Annotated in this window: 18 protein-coding genes; 5 read left to right on the top strand and 13 right to left on the bottom strand. The window is 59.4% G+C overall.

The window, feature by feature from the left end; genetic code table 11:
* Window positions 1–21 precede the first annotated feature (21 nt).
* The 3 genes from GH665_RS08640 to GH665_RS08630 form a co-directional block, all read right to left on the bottom strand.
* Window positions 22–1,104 (bottom strand): porin, encoded by a 1,083-nt coding sequence (locus GH665_RS08640; RefSeq protein WP_153135507.1) that lies wholly within the window; start codon window positions 1,102–1,104, stop codon window positions 22–24.
* Window positions 1,105–1,413: 309 nt separating this feature from the next.
* The gene (locus GH665_RS08635; RefSeq protein WP_153135506.1) at window positions 1,414–2,139 is read right to left on the bottom strand and encodes a YczE/YyaS/YitT family protein; all 726 of its coding nucleotides are present in this window, start codon (window positions 2,137–2,139) and stop codon (window positions 1,414–1,416) included.
* 186 nt (window positions 2,140–2,325) lie between these two features.
* Complete coding sequence (locus GH665_RS08630) at window positions 2,326–4,146, bottom strand: adenine deaminase C-terminal domain-containing protein (RefSeq protein ID WP_246216171.1); 1,821 nt, start codon at window positions 4,144–4,146, stop codon at window positions 2,326–2,328.
* Window positions 4,147–4,181: 35 nt separating this feature from the next.
* Here GH665_RS08630 and GH665_RS08625 point away from each other — a divergent pair, with 35 nt between their 5' ends.
* The gene (locus GH665_RS08625) at window positions 4,182–5,273 is read left to right on the top strand and encodes a LysR family transcriptional regulator (RefSeq protein WP_246216170.1); all 1,092 of its coding nucleotides are present in this window, start codon (window positions 4,182–4,184) and stop codon (window positions 5,271–5,273) included.
* 109 nt (window positions 5,274–5,382) lie between these two features.
* On the opposite strand, the gene GH665_RS08620 is transcribed toward GH665_RS08625, so the two are convergent.
* Both GH665_RS08620 and GH665_RS08615 read right to left on the bottom strand, forming a co-directional pair.
* A complete protein-coding gene (locus GH665_RS08620; protein WP_153135505.1) occupies window positions 5,383–6,381 on the bottom strand; it encodes an alpha/beta hydrolase in 999 nt (332 codons plus the stop codon).
* Between the two features lie 19 nt (window positions 6,382–6,400).
* Window positions 6,401–7,294, bottom strand: coding sequence for an MBL fold metallo-hydrolase (locus GH665_RS08615; protein ID WP_153135504.1), 894 nt, complete (start codon window positions 7,292–7,294; stop codon window positions 6,401–6,403).
* A gap of 76 nt (window positions 7,295–7,370) precedes the next feature.
* Between GH665_RS08615 and GH665_RS08610 the strand changes: the two genes are divergently transcribed.
* The gene (locus GH665_RS08610) at window positions 7,371–8,351 is read left to right on the top strand and encodes a LysR family transcriptional regulator (protein ID WP_153135503.1); all 981 of its coding nucleotides are present in this window, start codon (window positions 7,371–7,373) and stop codon (window positions 8,349–8,351) included.
* A 40-nt stretch (window positions 8,352–8,391) separates the two neighbouring features.
* On the opposite strand, the gene GH665_RS08605 is transcribed toward GH665_RS08610, so the two are convergent.
* From GH665_RS08605 to GH665_RS08575, 7 genes are all read right to left on the bottom strand, one after another.
* Window positions 8,392–9,402, bottom strand: coding sequence for a VOC family protein (locus tag GH665_RS08605; protein ID WP_153135502.1), 1,011 nt, complete (start codon window positions 9,400–9,402; stop codon window positions 8,392–8,394).
* A gap of 60 nt (window positions 9,403–9,462) precedes the next feature.
* Window positions 9,463–10,305, bottom strand: a complete 843-nt coding sequence (locus tag GH665_RS08600) for a fumarylacetoacetate hydrolase family protein (protein WP_153135501.1) — start codon at window positions 10,303–10,305, stop codon at window positions 9,463–9,465.
* A 39-nt stretch (window positions 10,306–10,344) separates the two neighbouring features.
* Window positions 10,345–11,319, bottom strand: a complete 975-nt coding sequence (locus GH665_RS08595; RefSeq protein WP_246216169.1) for an alpha/beta hydrolase — start codon at window positions 11,317–11,319, stop codon at window positions 10,345–10,347.
* 11 nt (window positions 11,320–11,330) lie between these two features.
* Entirely contained in the window at window positions 11,331–12,668 is a 1,338-nt protein-coding gene (locus GH665_RS08590) for an amidohydrolase family protein (protein ID WP_153135499.1), read from the bottom strand.
* Window positions 12,669–12,672: 4 nt separating this feature from the next.
* Window positions 12,673–14,172 carry an FAD-dependent monooxygenase gene (locus tag GH665_RS08585; RefSeq protein ID WP_153135498.1) on the bottom strand — a complete coding sequence of 500 codons (1,500 nt, stop codon included), beginning with the start codon at window positions 14,170–14,172 and terminating at the stop codon, window positions 12,673–12,675.
* Between the two features lie 114 nt (window positions 14,173–14,286).
* The gene (locus GH665_RS08580; RefSeq protein WP_246216168.1) at window positions 14,287–15,357 is read right to left on the bottom strand and encodes a porin; all 1,071 of its coding nucleotides are present in this window, start codon (window positions 15,355–15,357) and stop codon (window positions 14,287–14,289) included.
* Between the two features lie 134 nt (window positions 15,358–15,491).
* Window positions 15,492–16,838, bottom strand: coding sequence for an MFS transporter (locus GH665_RS08575; protein WP_246216167.1), 1,347 nt, complete (start codon window positions 16,836–16,838; stop codon window positions 15,492–15,494).
* 130 nt (window positions 16,839–16,968) lie between these two features.
* Here GH665_RS08575 and GH665_RS08570 point away from each other — a divergent pair, with 130 nt between their 5' ends.
* Window positions 16,969–17,937, top strand: coding sequence for a LysR family transcriptional regulator (locus GH665_RS08570; protein ID WP_153135497.1), 969 nt, complete (start codon window positions 16,969–16,971; stop codon window positions 17,935–17,937).
* Window positions 17,938–18,165: 228 nt separating this feature from the next.
* Here the strand turns inward: GH665_RS08570 and GH665_RS08565 are convergent, their stop codons facing one another.
* Window positions 18,166–19,128: a GlxA family transcriptional regulator gene (locus GH665_RS08565; protein ID WP_153135496.1), complete on the bottom strand. Its 963-nt coding sequence runs from the start codon at window positions 19,126–19,128 to the stop codon at window positions 18,166–18,168.
* 112 nt (window positions 19,129–19,240) lie between these two features.
* Here GH665_RS08565 and GH665_RS08560 point away from each other — a divergent pair, with 112 nt between their 5' ends.
* Together GH665_RS08560 and GH665_RS08555 are read left to right on the top strand one after the other, a co-directional pair.
* Window positions 19,241–19,942: a GNAT family N-acetyltransferase gene (locus tag GH665_RS08560; RefSeq protein WP_153135495.1), complete on the top strand. Its 702-nt coding sequence runs from the start codon at window positions 19,241–19,243 to the stop codon at window positions 19,940–19,942.
* A 278-nt stretch (window positions 19,943–20,220) separates the two neighbouring features.
* The gene (locus GH665_RS08555) at window positions 20,221–20,646 is read left to right on the top strand and encodes a MarR family winged helix-turn-helix transcriptional regulator (RefSeq protein ID WP_153135494.1); all 426 of its coding nucleotides are present in this window, start codon (window positions 20,221–20,223) and stop codon (window positions 20,644–20,646) included.
* Window positions 20,647–20,726: the final 80 nt, after the last annotated feature.

Raw genomic sequence — 20,726 nt, 5'->3', positions numbered from 1 at the left:
CTTGACGGCGGTGCTGCATGCCTAGAATCGCGCGCGCATCCCCACTCCAGCCGTCTCGCCAGACGACAAACCGGCAAAATGGTCGTACATATATACGGCGTAGAGGTCGGTACGTTTGGAGAGCGGATAGTCGTATCCCAGCGATGCGGTCTGACGGGTCTGGTTCAGTCCGCCGGAATCGCGCGAATACGCATACGACGCCAGGATCTTGCCCACTCCGACGGTGATTGTCGCGCCGCCCTCGAACATGTTGACGTGGAAATCCTTGTTGATGACGTTGTTGTCGGTATAGGTGTACTCGCCGTACAGCTTCGCAATCGAAAACTCGTACGAAGCCGCGAGCTGGGTCGCTGTCTGACTGTGAAAGCCCTTAATCAAGGAATTCAGGTCACCGGCCGTCGAGTTAAAGTTCGCGTACTGGTAGACGGCACCGGCGGCAAAGGGACCATTTCGATAAGAGGCCTGCAGCGAATACTGTTTGCTACCGTTCCCCGAACTGCTGTCGCCGAACGCGTAGATTGCGTGGCCGACGAATCCGTGCAGATCGGGAGTGGCGTACTGCACCGCATTGCTCCATGCGGTCCCGCCGACAATCCCCTGATCGGTCTTGTACGCCGGATAAGTACCCAGGCCGGCATACATCTGCACGATGGTCGGCGAGAACGTGAAAGAGGCGTAATACGGATTGAACTGACATGCCTGCAAATACAGCAGACTGCTCTGGCGTCCCAGCGTTACGGTGCCTAAGGGTGTAGTGAGACCGACGTACGCGTTACGCGAGAAAAACGGATCTCCGTTGAAGGAACCATACGCGCCATTCTGTGGACGGAAGAATCCCTCGATAGCAAAGATCGTCTTGTAGCCGCCACCCAGGTCCTCCTGACCACCGAAGCCCCAGAACGAAGTAGACAGACCACCGCCGCCTTCCTGCCAGCTAGCAGCTTTGCCGGGATACTTCTGAACCCCAACCCATGTATCGACGATGCCATACAGCTGCACGCTCGATTGCGCGTATGCGTGAGCGCCTATCAGCATAAAGGCGATTATCGCAGTAGCACGATAGATTCTGTTCAGCAAAGCAGTGGGGGCACTTGCTATAAACATGGTATTACCTCTTTCGTTCTTTTAAATGACGAGTGGATGCCGACGTCGTGATTGACGTCTCGAAGCCAGTGGTAATTGCGGGGCGCAACTTGTACTTGAGGCCGGGATCGGGCCCTGTGGTCAGGCTGCAAATCAAATGCGGAAGCGCGGCGGATGCGGCCGGCTGGCGATCACGCGATCACAGACAATCGATTACCTCGAGCGCCGCACTTGATAAATCCCGCGTTGGCAAGTGCGTAGCGTCGACTTTGCCGCGACACGCAAATCTGGACGATTGCCATCGATTCACGCGCTGGCAATCTCCTTGATTCAAAAGCGCTGACGCGAGTAGGACTGTTGCTCCAACGATCTTCGGTGATACGACGCGATCGTAGTTTTGATTTTCTGGAACAGGAAGAAATAGAGTTTGATGTACTGCCCCACCAGAATGGCATTCATGAACGTGCCTTCGCGGATAAACCTGGGGCCCCCCAGCAGGGCAAAACCGATCACTGCACTAATGATCAGAAGCGTGCAGTCGAAGCTCGTCTTGATGTCCCCCCATCTCAAACCCGTGCGCTTGAAAAGCGTATTGACGAACATGTCGATCGGCATGAGTACGAGATTCGCCCGGATCATCAGGAACAGGCCGAAAGCCAGCAATGCATCTGCGAAAACCAACAGGAAGAACTTCGGAAGATAGTCCTGAAAACCGATCGACCTGGTCAGCATCAGGTTCAGATCCAGGCACGTGGCCAGCACAAACGCCGGAATCAGCGAGGCGAAATTCTTCAGTTTGAAGTCTTTCCGCGCGGCCAGATAAGTCAGAAACAGCATGAACAACTCAAGCATGAAGTTGTACGTGCCCTGGCTGAGACGCGGGTACACGAGGGTCATCGTTCGGGTCAGACTGCTTTGCGGCGAAATACCTATGCCCGCCCTGATGGCCAGACTGATACCCATGGTCAGTATGTAAATACCAATGATGTAGGTGATCCAGCGCCGTTTAAGGCTCCCGGTATCGATGACTTCAGCTTCCCTTGCATGGTGCGCCATTACTGCCCCTTGGTTGTATTCCTGCTTCTGTGCGGTGCTGTTCGCTTTTCTTGATGATGGGACACCGCGCTATGGTGAGGCGTTTTCCGTGATTGCCGGAGTGAACGTGCCGGGTTCCATATCGGGCCAACGTAGCCGGCGGGAATCTAGCGCACCCACCGGCCTTCTCCTCCTATGGCGTTAGCGTCAAACCATGAAACCGAACCGGTCAAGAGAGATGAACAAGGTCAAAAGCTTGTTCACTACAGGCTCGCCTTCATTGCGATTGCCCATCGCCTCCAACGCGGCGTCGACGGCACGGGTCGCGCTGAGCAACTCGGAAAGGTTCATGTTGGCCTGGACGCCATAGATGTCGAGGGGCAGCACCGCCTTGACTTCCTTGTTGTCGGTGACGACACAACCGCCCGCATAGGTGTCGACCCGCTGGAGGCAGTGGCACATTTCTGCGCTATCCTGTCCGACCGCAACGAAGTAGGCTTTGGGCGCAGGCCAAAACGTTGCCACGGCACCGCGATCGACATAAACGCCCTTGAACAGACCGTTGACCACATGGCGCTTGCCGTCGGTATAGCGCTGCACGATCGAAATCCGGTTGAGCTTGACGCCCCCTACTTCCGTGACGACTTTGCCGTCCCGCAACGGCACCCACACTTCCTGATAGAACTTTTCGTGGCCCCGGCCGTAGACGTCGAACAGGTACACCTTTGCCTGCTTGCCGTCCGCCGAGATTTCCAGTGGCACAAGGTCCAGTTGTTCCGGCGTCAGATCGCCGAGGCCTGGAACCGGCTTTTTCACCATGCCGGAGTAGTCGATGTCGGCGTGCTTCAACAGCTTGCGATCCTTGGCGACCAGTTCGCCGTCCTTGAAGACAAAACGCGGATTGATCTTCGACAGGCTGTCGGTCAGCACGATATCCGCGAACCGGCCTGGCGTCAGCGAACCGAATTTGTTGTCCATCCTGAATGCACGCGCGGTATAGAGCGTCGCCATCTTGATCGCCTTGATCGGTGCGATGCCCATTTCGGCGCATAGCGAAACGATCCAGTCCATATGCCCCTTGGTCAACAGGCGGTCGACCGAGATATTGTCCGCGCACAGTTGAAAATTCTCGGCAGGCCACTTACGTTTGACAATCGCACGCAGCATGATTTTAATCACCTCGCTGCTGCCGACGCCAAATTTGATTTGCGTCTGAAGGCCGTAGCGGACGCTTTTCTCGATGTCGTCTTCCTTCCAGACATCGTGGTTGGCGAAGGCGCCGATCGCGGGCATGTAGTTCAGCATCATGTCCGACAGCGTGGTCACGCCCCAGTGAGTGTTCATGAAACCGCCCTTGGCGCGCCCCAAGGCCGATTTGCGGAAGTCGTCGTCATTGCCCACGCTGTAGGTCAGGTGCGCGAGTTCGCCCAGGCCAATCACCGGATCCATCTTCAGCAGCGCGTCGGTGACCGCCACGGAAGTTTTCTTTCCAGGTGCAAACGCGTATACCCGATAGGGTAGACGTTCGTGGTTCTTGAACAATTGCCCGGTTGCCTCCACCGCTTCCGCGCCCGCCGCACTCACAAAATCGAGGCACTCCGAGAAAATAGTGGTCGTACCGCACGGGACGATGGCCTCGGCAAACGCAGCCGGATGGGCCAATTGCGCATCGAAGTGGACGTGAGCGTCGATCAGCCCTGGAATGGCATAAAGACCTTCGCCGTCAAAAACCTCACGCACCTTGATAGCCGTTTCGTCCGGATTCAACGCGACGATGCGCTTGTCGTAAACGAGGATGGAACCTTGATAGACAGTTTCGCTGTGGACGTCGAGGATATTCAGATTCTTTAGAAGAAGATCAGCCTCCTTCCTTCCGTTGAGTACTTCGAAAATCGCTCTCACCTGATCGTAGTGGGCACTGGCGTTGCCATGTTGCCCCGGTGCTGCGACGTTTCTCTCGCTGACTTCTTGATACATGGTTGTCTCACTTTCATTAATTAGTTGAGTCTGCTTCTTGCTGCGCCGCAACGAACAAATTGACCAGCGTAGATGCGGACATATTTATGGAGGGACTGATCGACAGCCTGCTGATCGACCTCTTTCTCATCCAATCGCCAACCAACGCGACTGATGCAATTAAGACTGAAGTGAGTGTTTCTAAAAAGAAGTGTTTTTTGCACGGAGTGTGCACTTTTCGAGTACGCTATGCCGACCCGAGAGAGACAGGCGACCGACCAGAGAGGCAGCCGACCATGCTCCATTCAAGATTGCTGCGCTACCTCGACGAGGTTGCGCGTTCCGGTTCGATTCGCGGTGCCGGCGAAAAGCTCCACATTGCCCCTTCTGCCATCAACAAGCATCTGTTGCTTCTTGAAGAGGAAATCGGCGAACCGCTGTTCGAACGCCTGCCGCGCGGGCTGCGACCCACGCCGGCAGGAGAAATCCTGCTCGCCCATGTGCGCAGAACCATTCTGGAATACCGCCAGGTCGAAGCCGAGATACGCGACCTCAAGACGCTGCAGAAGGGCGAGGTGATCATTGCCACCGTGACCGGACTGGCCAGCGGAATCGCCTCCACGGCAGCAGCAAGTTTCTGCGCGCACCACCCTCATATCAAGATCTCGATCAGGGCGATGTCGGGGCGCGAAATCCTGGACGCGCTTGTCAGCGGTGAAGCCGATGTGGGCCTGGGCTTCAACCTGGCGGCGTCGCCTCAGCTCGAGATCCTTTGGGAGATGGACACGCGCCTCGGTGCGGTGATCGCACCGAGCCATGCATTGGCGCGCATGGAATCCATACCGCTCGCCTACTGCACCTCTTATCCGCTCATTTTCGCCGACCGATCCATGCTTATGCACGGCATCGTCGCGGATACTTTTGTGGAAGCGGGACTCAGTGTCGAGCCGGCTTTTCGAACGAACTCGATCGAAACGATGAAACGCCTCGCCGCCGCGAGTGAAAGCATCGCATTTCTCAGCAAGTTCGACATCGCGGAGGAGCACCGCCAGGAGATTCTCACTTACCGACAGATTCGCGACCGCGTCTTTAGCAGGAACGTCCTCTCCCTCGTTCGACGCGAAAAAGTCGGACACGGTCTTGCGAGCTTGCTGCTTGCCGAGGAAATCATGGGCGTATTGGGGGCGATGAGCGGGTGACGCTGACCCGCGAAATGGGGCACGCCCGCGCTAATCCGCTCGGGAAATATTTGGTATCCTTATTTTATGAAACCGGTCCGTGACCTCCCTGACACACCAGAGACCGCTTTCAGGTTTCCCCCCGGAACGCGTGATCATAAAAATCCCTGATCGCCTGAAATGCGAGCAAGCGATTCTTTTCGAGTAGAACAAGGTGAGTGGCTTCACCGATCTCAACCCACTGACGATACGGTGCGCTCTTCAGTTCCAGGAACAATGCCTGTGCCAGGTCGATCGGCACGTCGATGTCCCACTCGCCGTGGACGAGCAGTACCGGCACCCGGATGTCGGCGGGCTCGTAATACTTGCGTCCTGCGCGCCAGTAGTCACGAATATCCTGGATCGGCCCATTGCTTGCGCGAAGCTGATTCGGCGCCCGTTCCCGACTCCACGGATCCTCGGCAAGCGTGAAATCGGCCCATTGCTCGAACCAGCCTTCCGGCACCAGGCCGGCGCGGGCATACTCCGGTGCGGTGGAAAGCCAGCGCGCCTTACTCTCGCGCACGGGAACCAGCCGCCAGGCGCCGAGCGGTCCGCCCGCATCAATCGGGATCGGTTTATCACTAAGCCACTGCGGCGCTAGCAGAACCAGCTTGTGGACCTTGTCGTTGTTGCGACTCGTGTAGGCACCCGCGACGGTGCCACCCCAGGACATGCCGAAGATGCAGACTTTCTTCAGTCCCCGTTGTTGGAGAACGTGCTTCACCACGGCACCGAGGTCGGCCACACCCGTGTCTGTGTTGACCAGCGGCGGACTCTGGTCTGAGGGCTGTTCCATTTCAGGCGGACGAGCCGAATGCCCGTAGCCGCGCACATCCAGCGCATAGACGTCGTATCCCGCCGCCGCGAGGTAGTCGACGTACGACATCCCGTTGAACGGAACGTCGTAAAGACTTCCCGATGAAAAGGTCGCGCCGTGAACCATTACGATAGTGCGTTCGGGCGTGAACGTGCTCAGCGATGCTGGACGCTTGTTGCGCACGTAAAGGTCGATGCCGGGCGTACCGGTCTGTACGCGCGACTCCTCGAAGACGAGCTCCGTTCCATTTACCACGATATTCTGACTCATGATGTGAAGCTCCTGACCATTACTCGTAGCGCCAGGCGAAGCGATCGCCCTGACGCGTAACGTAGCCCGCTGACGTCTCTGCAAAGTGCGGGGTGAACAAAAGCAGATTGCGCTCAGCGCCTTGCTCGAGCACCCAGCGACGCGAGACTCGCGCATCGTCCTGCCATTCGCAAAAGACCGAGTTCCAGTCAGGACGCACTACCTGCAGTGGATGATGCATAACGTCCCCGGTAAAGAGAGCCTGCTGCCCGCTGGAGCGCAGCTCAATCGACATGTGGCCGATGCTGTGGCCTTTGGTCGGACGGAACGTGAAGTTGTCGAGATATTCACCGCCTTCGTTGTCGATGCGCTCGGCTTGCCCGGCAGCGACGATCGGCGCGACGCTATCTTCGAAGACGCCAAAGCTTGGCACGTTGACTTCGTTATGACTCGCCGGGCTGCTGTAGTAGTCCTCCTCCGCCCTTGCGAACACATGCTGCGCGTTGGGAAACGTTGGTATCCAACGACCGTCGACAAGCCGGGTATTCCATCCGCAGTGGTCGACGTGCAGGTGCGTGTGCAGCACATAGTCAACGTCTTCCGGTTGCACACCGGCGGCAGCGAGTCGTTGCAGATATGGCGTGTTCAGATGGTGAAAGATCGGATTGCCTGGCCGCTCCTTGTCGTTACCCGAGGCGGTATCGATCAGGATCGTGTGGTGCCGCGTGCGGACCAGCCACGTGTGGACGCTCTGGATCAGGTTTCCGGTTGCCTCATCCATGTTGCGTGGTGTCAGCCAGTGCAGATTGGGATCAAGTTCAGCAGGGTCCCAGCCCGGGTAAAGAAAAGCGGGCGTCGCGACGTTCAGGCGCATTTCGTCGATCCTGGTGACAGTCACGTCGCCCAGCCTGTAGGTTTTATTCGGGTGAATCATCGTTAAGTTCTCGTCTGGTTGAATCCACGCCGGTAGTCTATGATTCGATCACCAAACGAACAAATCGATTCAAATCATGCCCTCCATCGATCATTTCAATTTATGGTCGTTTGACCTGAATCTACTGGTGGCCTTCGACGCTCTGATGCGTGAGCGCAGCGTTACGCGGGCGGCCGGCCGGTTGAAGATCCAGCAATCGGCGATGAGCCATAACCTCGGCACGCTGCGCATGCTGCTCGATGACGAGCTCTTCGTTCGCGTTGGGCAAGTGATGAAACCCACGCCTCGAGCTGAAGCGTTGTCGGCTGCAATTGGCAGAATGCTCGAGCAGGCCCAGGATGCGATTACGTCGCGCGATACGTTTCGTCCGGAGACGGAGGAACGCACGTTTTCGATCGGCTTTTCGAGCGAGCTGGAAGTGCTGTTGATGCCCGGCTTGACGGCCCAGGTGCAAAGATGTGCGCCGAGGATCCGGCTGCTCGCCCGGCCGGCACAACCGGATGACGTGCACCGGATGCTCGACGACGGCGCGATCGATCTCGCCATCGGATGTTTTGACGAGGGCGCGGAACGCCATCGAAGAAAACTGCTCTTCGAGCAATCCCTGATGTGCTGCTTCAATCCTGGTCTGCTCGATCTGCCGGTGCCGATCAGTCGCGACGTCTATCTGAGCCAGCGCCATGCGCTTGTCTCCCAGAACGCCAGTATTCGCGGGTGTCTGGAAGATGCATTGCGCGCGGCCGGCGTCGAGTTGGAGGTAGCCATGGCGGCACCCGAATTTTTGACCGTGCTCGGCACGGTCATGCAGACGCCCGTGCTGGCAACCCTGCCGTCGCGAATCATTCGCCGTTACGCTTCGCTACTGGGGCTTGCAACGAGTGCCATCCCTCTCGATCTGACCGTAACGCCCATCTCGATGGTATGGGCAGCACATTCGGACGGCGACCCTGCTTCGGAATGGCTGCGTCAACAGGTCCAGCCTATCCTGGCGGAGATCGAAGACGACGAGCCCTCCCAGGACCTTGCCGCAATAAACCTGGCTGCTTCGAGTACGTAGCGACCGCCCGTGCTCCGGGTTCCGGCTTGCGATGTCATGTTCACCGGGGCGGGCGGTCACCATCGCAGCCCCGGTGGCTCCCTGCCGCGCTGACAAATCGATTTCCGGGCGGGACTTCAGTGTTGTGCACGAAATTAGCCGGCACGTCCGGCCCCCACAAGTACAGCGAATCTTCTGGAGCAAAATCGCCCGCCGGCCACTCGTGTCCGGCCGACACAAAATCGATGTCCGCCGAGTATTCGCAGAACGACCCCCACGGATCCTCAACATAGTGGAAGTAGTTCGAACCGAGCACATGCCGCCCCGTTCCCCAGCCTTTGGAGAACCCTGCCGCCGCCATTTGCGCCGCGCCTTCACCGACCACGTTGACGTTATCGACATCCCACGACGAATGGTGCCAGCCGCGCGCATGGCTTTTGGCGAACGCCACCAGATGGTGATCGCAACCGTGCGGGGCGTGAGTGAAAGCAATCAGATCCTGCGATTTATCCGACAGACGCAGACCGAGCGCCTGCTCATAGAAATCGACCGCTCGCAGCACGTCCGGCGTGAAGAGCAGAACATGAGAAAGCCGGCGCGGTTTGACAGGTTGTACGGCGGAACGCGTGCAAGCCCCTCGCACATCCGCCCTAGCGCCAGTGTTCACGCTGATCGTCTTGCTGCCCGGACTCGTTTTGGGGCCAACTGCGACCTGTATCAGGTTACCGTCCGGGTCATGAAACCAGAAGCCAGTGCCTTCGTTACCGTTTGCCGAAGGCACGAACATTGCACCCGCCGCCGCGGCCTGCTTACGCAGCACAGGCAAATCCCGCACATAGCAATTGAAGCTTAAATAGGCTAACGACTTCCTGTCGGCCGAAAAAATGCGCGCCCAACGATGCCCGTCCGCACTCCGAAGTTCGAGTTCTTGCGCACCTGCCCCCACGGTCGTGACGTCAAGACCGAAGGCATTGAAGAATCGCTCCGCTTCAACGAGCGAAGGCACATTTAGCGCGAAGTGGTCGATCGAATGCACGCCCGCCCGGGAGCACGCCGCTGCAGACTTCGTCATGACAATCTCCTCCCGACGGACTCACCAGCACTAACGCCGCCGGTCCGCCGCTATGGCCGCTCAGGCCGCCTGTTCGTCGACAATCTCGTTGCGCAGCGTGCCAATGCCCTCGACGCTCACTTCGCAGACGTCACCGTGTTTCATCAGCAGTCTCGGCGTGCGCGCCCACCCGATGCCCGACGGCGTGCCCGTCACGATCACGTCGCCCGGTTCAAGCGTAATCGCCTCGCTGAGAATACTGATCAGGCTGGCAATATCGAACACCATGTCGTCCGTGCTCGCCGCCTGCACGACTTCGCCGTTCAAACGCGTCTCGAGCCACAGCCCCTTCGCACCAGCCGGCAATTCGTCTGCCGTCACCAGGTCCGGACCAAAGGCGCCCGTTCCGTCGAAGTTCTTGCCCACTGTCCATTGTGGAGACTTGAACTGGTATTCGCGCACCGAGCCGTCGTTGAAGAGCGAGTAGCCCGCTACACAGGACAACGCATCATCCTTGCTGATATAGCGGCCGCCCTTGCCGAGTACGGCGGCGATCTCCCCTTCGAAATCGAGCGAATCGGATGCGGTTGGCCGGATCATCGGCTGTTGATGGGCGATCAGACTCGTATGGACGCGAAAGAAGATCGTCGGATAGTCCGGCTGTTCGTACTTGCTCTCCCTGGTGTGATCCGCGTAGTTCAGGCCGATGCAAACGATCTTCGGCGGACGGGTAAGCGGCGGCAGGAAGCTCACGTCGTCTGCGCTCACCACTTCCGTACCCGCATGATCGCGCCCATAAGTAGCGAGGTCGACACCTCGTGTGAGCAGAGACTCGAGTGATTGATCTCCGATCACACGAATGTCGTTGCCCTCGCGTACGCCGAGCAATGATTTCCCATCCTTAACGAAGGACACATACCGCATAACGATCTCCAGTACATTGAAATGAAAAGGCGCATGCCCTCACTGAGTGACAGGCAACGCGTATTGCTGAAGCCACGCGGCAAAGGCGTGGCAAATCTCATCGTTGGCACGGCGCGCCGCTGCCGAAGCTTCGAAGAATGCAAAGAATGGATGGAACATGTCTTCGAACCGGTGCACCTGCACGGGAACGCCGGCAGCGCGAAGACGTTCCGCGTAGGCGAGCCCTTCCTCGCAAAGTGGATCGTGCCCAGCGACGGCGATCATGGCGGGCGGCAGCCCGATAAAATCCTCGGCGTGCAGAGGCGACGGCGGAAACGTCCCGGCCTGCGCCATGTTCGACCCCATGTAAAGCCGGGAGATATCGCGCAAGTCCGATGGCGACAGCATCGGAAAGTCGTTTCGTTTCGCTTCGATCCGCACGGTGTCCCGGGCCAGGTCGACACCGGGGACCACGAGCAGTTGTGCAGCAAGGCGTTCTCCCCGGTCGCGCAGCGTCAGGGCCGTAGAAGCAGCCAGGTTGCCGCCGGCGCTCTCCCCCGCCACCGCAACGCGCGACGCATCGCCCCCCAGGGCCGCGACGTTACGGATAGCCCATAACGTGGCCGTCAACGCGTCATCGTGCGCAGCAGGAAATGGATGTTCCGGGGCCAGCCGGTACTCGACAGATACGACCACCGCGTTCATGTCCCGACATAGCTTGCGTGCAACGTCGTCCATCAGTTCGACGCTGCCGAGCACGAATCCACCACCGTGGAAGAACACCATCGTCGCCAACCCGGGCCGCGCATCTTGCGGCCGATAGATGCGCACCGGTACGTGGGCGCCGCCAAACTCCGCGAGTGCATCTTCGAGCGCACCGACGACGGGCAACTGAAAGCGTTCGCGCGACGCCATGATGGCGCGCCGCATTCGCTCGCGGGCCTGCTCAGGCGTGCCGGAAAATGGTGGCGGCGCATTGGCGGCACGCATCGCGGACACAACAGCGGCCAGTTCAGGATCGAGCGGCAGAGGCATGTCGACGTCCCTCATTGCAAGCCGAGAATGTATTGCTGGGAGGCAAACGCGCGTTGCCGCAGTGCATCGAGGTCGACATCCAGCATGTGGCCATGCCGCTTCACAGGCCGCCCTGCGACAAAAACCGTGTCCACGTTGCCCGGGTGGGCAGCCAGCACAACAGCACCCACCGCGTCGGAAACCGGTGTGAGATTGAGATCGTCGCCGCGAATCATGATGATGTCGGCCTGTTTGCCCGGCGTGAGCGAACCGACCTTGTGATCGAGACCGTTCGCGCGCGCCCCCGCGACCGTGGCGAATTCGAGCACGTCACGCATCGAAAGCGTGGCCGGTGCGTTCGCCACGCTCGAATGATTGCCGCCCATCCACGAACGGTAATAGGCGAACGCATGCCGCATCTGCGTGAACATGTCGCCTGAGCATTTGGTTTCGGTGTCGCCGCTCAGACTGGGCCGGATGCCAACCGCCAGCAGTCGATCGAGCGGAATGTCGCCGATGCCTTGCGCGTTCAGTTCGCAGTGCACACCGAGCGATGCGCTGACCCCCGCGTCGGCCATCATCGCGATCTCGTCCGCACCGCAAAAGCAGCAATGCACGAACGTCAGGTCGTCGCTCAGTACGCCGGCGTCATGCATCTGTGCAATGGCCCGCACGGACGCATTGCGTGCATAGGCGCCCATATGGATGGACGAACGGATGTCGAGTTCGCGGGCGAGTTGCAGATCGGCAAGCCAGACGTCGCGCTGCGCCATTTCAGGGCCGCGCGCCGCCATCGCCAGCGTGAGAAGTTGATCGTCGGACGAGAAGAACCGTTCGCGCAAACGACGAATGTCATCGGGGTGGCCGCGCTGGCTGTCGAACATCCACGACGCGCCGTCCACCAGCGGCCAACCGTGCGCAAACACACCGCGAATGTTTGCATCCCGCAAGCCCAGAACAGCGGCGTCCGCATGGTCCGGCGTGTTCTGCACGTGCGACCAGTCGAGCATCGTGGTGATACCGCCATCCAGCGCGGAAACGGCGCCGAGCATCGTCCCGATGTAGACATCCTCCGGCCGGAACGCGGCGCCTTTCGCGCCCAGCATTTCGGCGAAGTAAATCTGCGGATCGATATCTGCATAGCGATGGCGCACGCTGGTTTGCCACGTGTGCCGATGCGTGTCGACAAATCCAGGCAGCACGATCATGCCGCGCGCGTCGACGTGCTCTGCATCAGGGGCGTCGATATGGGACTCGACGGCAATGATGTCGGTCCCCTCGACGAGAATGTCACCTTTACGCAGGTCGCCGATTGCCGGGTCCATACTCAGGATCCAGCCACCCGTCAGCAGAGTTCGTTGTTCGTTCATGATGTCACCGTTTCAGCCATTTGCCGATTTGCGCTGCGGCTTCGTGAGCACACCTCACCTCGGTGCTGGCCCACGCTACGTATCCATCCGGACGCACCAGCAGCGCCTTCACGCCGTCCATCGAGGCGGGAATGTGCGCGGCGCGCGCCTGCACCACGGTGACCGGCAGGCCAGACACATCGAGTGCTTCGAACTGACGGCTGAATCCCTCGAGATCCAGCAGCACGAAGTGCCGGCTGCGCAGGGTCTCCGTCACCGCGACGGAACGTCCGTCAAGCAACACGAGATCGAAGTCGGGACAACGCAGGCCCGTTAGCGGATGGCTATCCGTGTCGCGCGGATACGGCGCTTCCAGACCGCACAGTTCCAGCACCAGTTTGCGTTGCACATCCGGCAACGGAACAATGTGCTCCTGCATGCGGCGCTTGAGGGCCACCGCCTCCGGTTCGAAATTGAACTGCAACGCACACTGCGCCTTCACGCTGTCGAGCAGCGCATGCATGACGGGAATACGTTCCGTGTCGTACGTGTCGAGCGTGGCCGCATCAGCCACGCCGTTGATGACGTTGGCGAGTTTCCAGCCGAGATTGAAAGCGTCCTGCAGGCAGAAATTCATGCCTACGCCGCTTGCCGGGTAGTGGATACGCGCGGATTCACCAACCAGGAAGGTGCGCCCGTGCCGCAAGCTCGGCACCGCACGCATCTGATCGTCGAATCGCGATGCCCAGCGATATTTCTCGATGCCGTAATCGGTACCGTGCACATCGCGAATGCACTGCAACGCTTCTTCGAGCGTGACGGGTTCGTCTTTCGGCGCATGACGGCGGTCACGGTGCACGATATTGAATCGGGTAATGCCCTCGCCGAACGTGTAGCCGCGTACCCAGCCCATTTCGTTGTCGACATTGATCCGTCCACCAGGCCACGGCGCCTTCAGTTCAGCATCGAGCACAATGCCGCGAAACGTGCCGGAACGCCCCTCGAACGGCAGGCCGACTTTCGACCGGACCGTACTGCGGCCGCCATCGGCGCCGATCAGGTACTGTGCGCGCAGCGTCGAAATGACACCGGAGGCATCGGCCACATCGACCTCGACACCATCAGCCTGCTGGCGGACGTCCCGCGCTTCAGCGCCGCGCTGCACATGCACACCGCACTCCACCGCCCAGTCCCACAGGACTTCCTCGGTCAGGTTCTGCGGCAGCCCCAACGTGAAACCAAAACGCGTTTCCAGATACTTCCATTCGATCGGATGGAAACCTGCCCAGATGTGGGATGGGCGAAACGGGTAGTCGGCGATCTTGCGCGTTTTCTCGATGAATCTGTCCGCAATGCCACGCGCGTCGAACAACTCCAGCACGCGTGGCAGGATCGTGCCCGCGCGTGACTGGACACCTTCCGTGCGCCGCTCGAGCACCAGCGTTTTAACGCCTGTTCCCGCCAGTTCCGCCGCGACAGTAAGGCCCGACGGACCGCCGCCGACCACTATGACATCCCACTGCATCGTATTTCTCCGTCTACTTTATGGATTCGGATCCTGCACCGCGATCCTGTAACGCCGGGTCCGACCGGGCCCGTGTGGCGACGACGCCAGACGCGCCCATCGGCCGTCCTCTACTTAAAAAAGATGCGTCATCCCAACTTCCATCTCCAGTTGTCGTGACGTTGACGCTGGCGCCTGATTCCGAAGCACCGCCAGTTGCCCGCTACCTGCTATTTGCAACACGCTGAGCAGGTAGAGGCTCGTGCGCTTCGAAAGCGCGTAGTCGAGGTGCGCGTGAAGCTGATTCCATTTGTAGGTATCCAGCTTCGTGTATGAATAGCCGCCACCGATGCGCATTTGCGTCGTGATGTACTTGTAGGCGCCCACATCGATGGTCTGCGCCGTTTCCGATTGGCCGGCGGCCGTCAGGCGCGTATAGCTGTAGTTACCCATCACCCGCACGGTGTCGCCGGCGTAGGCCACGCCGAGCGTGGTCGTGTTCTGGTTCTGGCTAACGGTCCGCGAAGGACTGGCGCCGAAATTGATGCCGTACAACTCGCTCACGCCTAGCCTGGTGTATGGCGCATACGGCACGCCATCTACGGATTCCCACACCAGCACCGACTGGAACGGGCCGCTTGTGAAGCTGGCCTCCGCGCCAACTGTACGACCCGTGTTGGTCCCCGACCCCTGCTCTCCGAACCCATACTGGGCGCCAAACTGAAGCGCCCCTCCGAAGACAGGCGACTTGTACTTGATCAGGTTGTTGAGCGAATTACCGACGGTCCGGTCCAGGTTGCCAGGATGAGTCGCCAGGAAAGAGGTGAAGCGTTCAGACGTGAAGGGAACAAGATCAGCAAGAAGGTCGTACATGGACCCTAGCGTGAGCGTCCCCACTCTGCTGGATTTCAGACCAAGGTAGCTTTCGAAAGGCGAGCTCGTGCCATTGTTAATAAAAGCATACTGACTGAGCCGAAAGAACGCGGATGTATCCGTGTCCAGTTCTTCTCTGCCCGATATTGCCCAGAACGGCACCGCATGGGAACCGGTCATCTGATACAGGCTGCTGCCCTTCCCCGCGTTATTGCTGTACGAAATGCCGGTTCCGAGCAGTCCCGAAAGGGTTACGCTCGATTGGGCATAAGCACTGCCTGAAATAGCCATATAAATCGTTATACTAATTAATAATTTTGTTTTCATTTCCATGTCTCCTGACCTCCTCCACAAACCCTGTTCAGATACGACCGCTATAACTGCGATTCGCAGCACGAACAGGGATCACACCGATCGCTATATCCGGTCGCGATCGTCGGCAAGCCTTTCGGCCTACGGTTCTATTTTCATCGCACGTCGCCAATGTGAACGCCTAACGCGACGGGACCCACTACGCCGCCCTGTCGAAGAAACGTGCGGTAGAGAACGATAGCGGCCCAAAGCGCGACCGCGCCCGCAGCGGCGAATACCGAAGCCATCGCACGGGGCAATGCATCGGGGCTTCCTCCAAAACCATGCTGGCTGACCAATGCAATCAACGTGGGAGAGCCACCTTGTCCGATCAGCCCGTTGAGAACGAGGACGATCGCCATGACAGCGCCCACTATCGATGCAGGCGCCACTTTCGCCACGACTGTCGACGTGACTGCCATGAACGTCCACGAGAACAGCACCACCATGGCGTCGACGACCCAGAATGCGCTCACCGATCCGATCAGACACATCGTGACGGTCAGCGCCGTCACGGCAATCGTCACGAGCACACCGACCAGTGCAACGCCCGCGAGGCTCCTGCCTCCCTTCCGATCCATCGCCATGCCGGCGAACCACAGACCGAGCGGCCCCATCGTCAGCAGCAGGCCACCCTGCATCAGGCCGATTTCCCGCAGACCAAGATGGAAGCGGCGCGCGGTCATGGTCGGCATCCAGCTCCCAAGGCCGAAAGTAATCATCGCGTGGGAGACGGCGAACAAGGTCAGCGGCAGAAATATCGCCCGATTCGCGACAAGATAGCGGCCGACGCCCGCCAGACTGCGACTCGCATCCGCGGATGCTTCTTCTTGCCGCCCCGGCTCCTTCGCAAGAAAAATGAGCAGACTCATGGGCAGCCCGACGACGCCGATCAAAAACAACGTGACCTGCCACGGCGAGACCGTACCGATGAAGGGAATCGAGCGGATACCGGCGGACTGGATTGCACCCAGCAACGGGCCACCCAGTACGAGCGACAACCCGGTTCCGAGCATCAGCGACATTGTGTACACGGACAATGCACGCGCCCGGCGTTGTTCGTCGACCCCGTCGCGAATCAACGAGTAGGACGAAGGTGGAATCAACGCTTCCGCGCCGCCCACGACGATTCGCGCCACCAGGAGCGCCACGAACGCCGACGCGACTGCGTTGGAAGCCACGGCAAGCGACCAGATCGCCACGCCCACGGCAATCACAACGCGCCGGTTGAACCGGTCCGCCAACCAGCCGGCGGGCAGCCCAACCACAATATTGGCAACCGCAAATGCCGCGCCGATCAGAAGGCTGATCTGGACATCGCTCGCCCCGAAGTCCCGTTGAATCGGCCCTACCATCAGCACGAGAATGTTCTTGTCGATCTGGGCCAGCATGCTCACCACAGTCAGGCAGGCAACCAGCCCCCACTGCCGCAGGATTGACTGGCGATTACGGCGGTCCTCCATATTCTCTGTCTCCGAAGGTTTTGTGCGCGCCACAGAGGGCCGCTATTTGCAGCAAGTATAGATTTCGCGAGACATTTACAAAATTTATTGTTTAAATGCAGAGCATCCATTCTGTAAATGTCATACGACGATGCGTTTTAACAAACTCGATCTGAACCAACTGGTCGTGCTCGACGCGATCCTGTCCACCCGCAGCGTTGGCCGCGCGGCCGAACGGCTGTTTCTCAGCCAGCCCGCCACGAGCTGCTCCCTCGCCCGCCTGCGCGAGTACTTCGAAGATGAGCTGCTGGTGCCGGTGGGCAAGACACAGGTCCTGACACCGCTAGCCACGGAACTCGTCAAACCTGTCAGAGACGTTCTGCTGCAAATTCAGACCATCACACGCGCCAGACCGACGTTCGATCCGGCCACCTCGACGCGGCGCTTCACGATAGAGTCGTCCGACTACGTGATCAGCGTGTTTCTTTCCGAAGTCGTAAGAAGAGCGGCCAGGCTTGCGCCATTGATGCAGTTCGACCTGAGGGCGCTCAGCCCACAGTCGCCGGAGCATCTGGAAGGCGGTGAGGTGGAGCTGCTCATTGCACCCGAGTTCAACACGGTTGCGGGGCACCCTGCCGAGAAATTGTTTGAAGACACGTTTACATGTCTGGTGTGCGCAGACCACCCGGTCAAAGGTAATACGATTACCACCGATCAGTATTTTGAATCGGCGCATGTCGGTGTCGAATGGGGCGGCGGCAGGCGCGTGACCCTGGACGCGCAGATGATCTCCACCGGCAAACAGGTTCGCCGCCAGGATGTCATTTCGCCGACTTTCACCCTGGTCCCGGAACTGCTCCTCGGTACGTCGAGAATCGCCACGCTGCCCACGCGGCTAGCCCTTCAGATGGCACAGCGGTTTCCACTGCGGATCCTGCAATGCCCGATCAGGATTCCGAAGTTCGTGGAGAAGGTGCAGTGGCACAAATATCAGGAACGCGATCCGGCCATCTCCTGGTTGCGTGCGCTATTGCGGGAAACGGCACTCGCCCTGCCGGTTGTTGAACGGGCTGAGGTCAACGGAACGGCTACGTCCGGCAAACGGTCGCGGCGAGCGTGACAGCGAGCTTCTTCCGGAGATCCGGGATCCAAACGGCAAACGTTTTTTTCGTTAAGCACCGTATGCCATCAGAACCAGACCGCCAAGGCCATTCCCATACGGTGACTGGTGCCGCGCACTAGCGAGCTCCCATTGAAAAAGCCATCACAGCATCTTGCTGTCGTTGATGGGTGAACGCTGTTTTTCCAGTCACGGTTCGCGAAGAAATGCCAATCCGTTGCCGGGACACTAGCGCATTTCGGCACGAAGTTCCCGCACCCCACGGCCGAGCTTCCGCCGCAGCAAGGTTCGCAATGTTGCCGTGTCGGCGTAGCCCACCTCGCTTGCGATTGTGTCGAGGTCGTAGCCAATCGAGACGAGGTTCTGCGCCCGTTCGATACGCAGGTCCTGGAAGAACGCCAAGGGTGACTTGCCAAGTACTGCCTCGGTACGGCGCTGCAAGGTGCGTGGTCCAACGGACAGTGCTCCCGCCGCTGCCTGAAGCGAAAAACCCAGCGAAAGATTCGTGCGGGCCCATCGCTCGAATCGCGCGACCAGGGGATCGGCGTGGGCGAGGTAATCGGGAATGATGTATTCGGCCTGCGACGAACGCTTGTCAATGAGCATGAAGCGGGCAACGAGCGTCGCAAGTTCGGGGCTTGCCTGACGCAGCAACCATAGCGCGAGGTCGAGATGGCCTATCGCCGAACCCGCTGTGACCAGGCGATCCGAGGCGACGACCATCCGTGAATCGTCCAGATTGACAGCCGGATAGCGTTGGCGGAAAAACGGCGCCAATGACCAGGTGGTCGTTGCCTCGCGATTATCCAGAAGCCCGGCCTCGGCCAGCAGGAACGTACCGATACACGCGGCCGCAACGCCGACGCCTTCAGCGTGCCAGGTACGAAGGTGCGCCGTCGCGTCGCGGATGTCGCGGCGCTCGAACGCCTCGATCAGGCGCTCCGGCTGCCTGACGTTCGGCGCAGGCACCACCACCCAGTCCGGTCGGGGAACGGTGCTTGCCGGTTCTACCAGCATCGACAGTCCGTGCGCGGTCCGAATGCGCCTGCGCACGCCAACCACCCTTACATCGAGAGGCGGTGTGGCAACCCCCTGAGCAGCGGCCAGTTCGTTGGCCGTCGCGAAGGTGTCCAGCAGCACCGTAAGCCCCGTGTCGAATAAACCATCAAGCGCGAAAATGACAAATCGCATGTCGCAAATACCTCGATTAATGTCTTTTACGACTATAGCCCAGGTCCACGGGAAGGCCTAGACTGCGCAGCAATGCGGCGAAGATATGCGCTGTCTGACAAAAGGAGCAATCATGAGAGATTCGAATCAGGCTGAGCTCAACCGTCCGATCTGGGCGGCCCTCACAACGAAGCAGGCGCACCTTGGGCAAGGCGCCGGCCTCGCCCGTCGATTCCATCCCGACGTGGCGCCGTTCGCTGCGCTGGCCTCCGAAACGCCCGCTGCATACCAGGCGCTCCATCGACTTTTGGGGCCTCAGGAGCAGGTCGCCCTGCTATCCACGGAGCCGATTGATCCGGTCGCCGGACTACAAACGACGTACCTGGGCGTGATCCATCAAATGATCGCCCTGAACCGCGAAGCCGGAAGTACGGACGACCGGGACGTAATCCGGCTGGGCCACGCGGATGCGGACGACATGCTCGATCTGGTCCAGAAGACCAAGCCTGGACCTTTTGGCAGGCGGACTGGCGAGATGGGCAATTACATCGGAATTCGCGACCAGGGGCATCTCATTGCGATGGCCGGTGAACGGATGCGCCTCGACGGGTATGTTGAGATTAGTGCCGTTTGCGTGGATAGCGACCATCGCGGAAAAGGTCTCGCCGGGCGGCTCATGAGACTCTTGCGCAAAGAAATCGAGCAACGGGGCGACACGCCGTTTCTACACGTGTTCAGCGACAACCTTTCCGCGATTCAGTTGTATGAACGGCTGGGGTTCCAATTGCGTCGCACGTTTCGCCTCAACCGCATCGGACATGCCGCTCCAGATTGATCCCTCCGTCGAGCGCGGTTTTCGACCTATTATTTTCGACCTGTTAAGCCGGCTGCCGTCAGTCATGCAATGTTTCCCACGGCAGCCGCCAACATACTTGCAGTTGAACGTATCCAGTTTCCTCACGCTTTCAGCGGCCCACTTTAGAATCCCCACCAGGCGCGGATGATCTCAGGTGAATCGTCACCTTGACTAAACGCGCTCCTGCTGACGCGGTAACGGGCAACAAAGGGATGCCCGCGCGCGACGTTACACTTTATTCAACAACGGGAGATCCAATGATTTCACGCAAAGGCGAAGCGCCTGAGGCACTGAGCAAGGAAGATCTGGAGGCGATGTCCGAGTTCCGTTACCAGCTGCGCTGCTTCCTGCGGTTTTCCGAAGAGGTCACTCATGCTGCTGGGGTCACGCCTTTGCAGTATCAACTGATGCTCCAGGTCAAAGGTTTTCCCGGCAGATCGTGGGCGACAGTAGGCGAACTGGCCGAGCGATTGCAAGCAGCACCCAATGGCACGGCTGCGCTGGTATCGCGCTGCGAATCCGCCGGGCTGGTGATTCGCAAACCCGGCGATGAGGACCGGCGCCAGGTACGGGTCCACCTCACCGCCAAGGGCGAACGGTGCCTGCTGAAGCTGGCGGCGTTGCACAAGCCCGAGATCGCATCGTTTGGCTGGGTGTTTGGGAAGCCAGCCGAGCTGCCATAGATATCGTCGTTCGCAGAGCACCGTCGGTCTCCGCGCCATGTATGGTCCATGCAAATATATGGCACACTGTGCCATATAAA

Source organism: Paraburkholderia agricolaris (assembly GCF_009455635.1).
Classification (GTDB): Bacteria; Pseudomonadota; Gammaproteobacteria; order Burkholderiales; family Burkholderiaceae; genus Paraburkholderia; species Paraburkholderia agricolaris.
The sequence above is the reverse complement of the archived record's forward strand: the minus strand, read 5'-3'. Positions and strand labels throughout refer to the sequence as shown.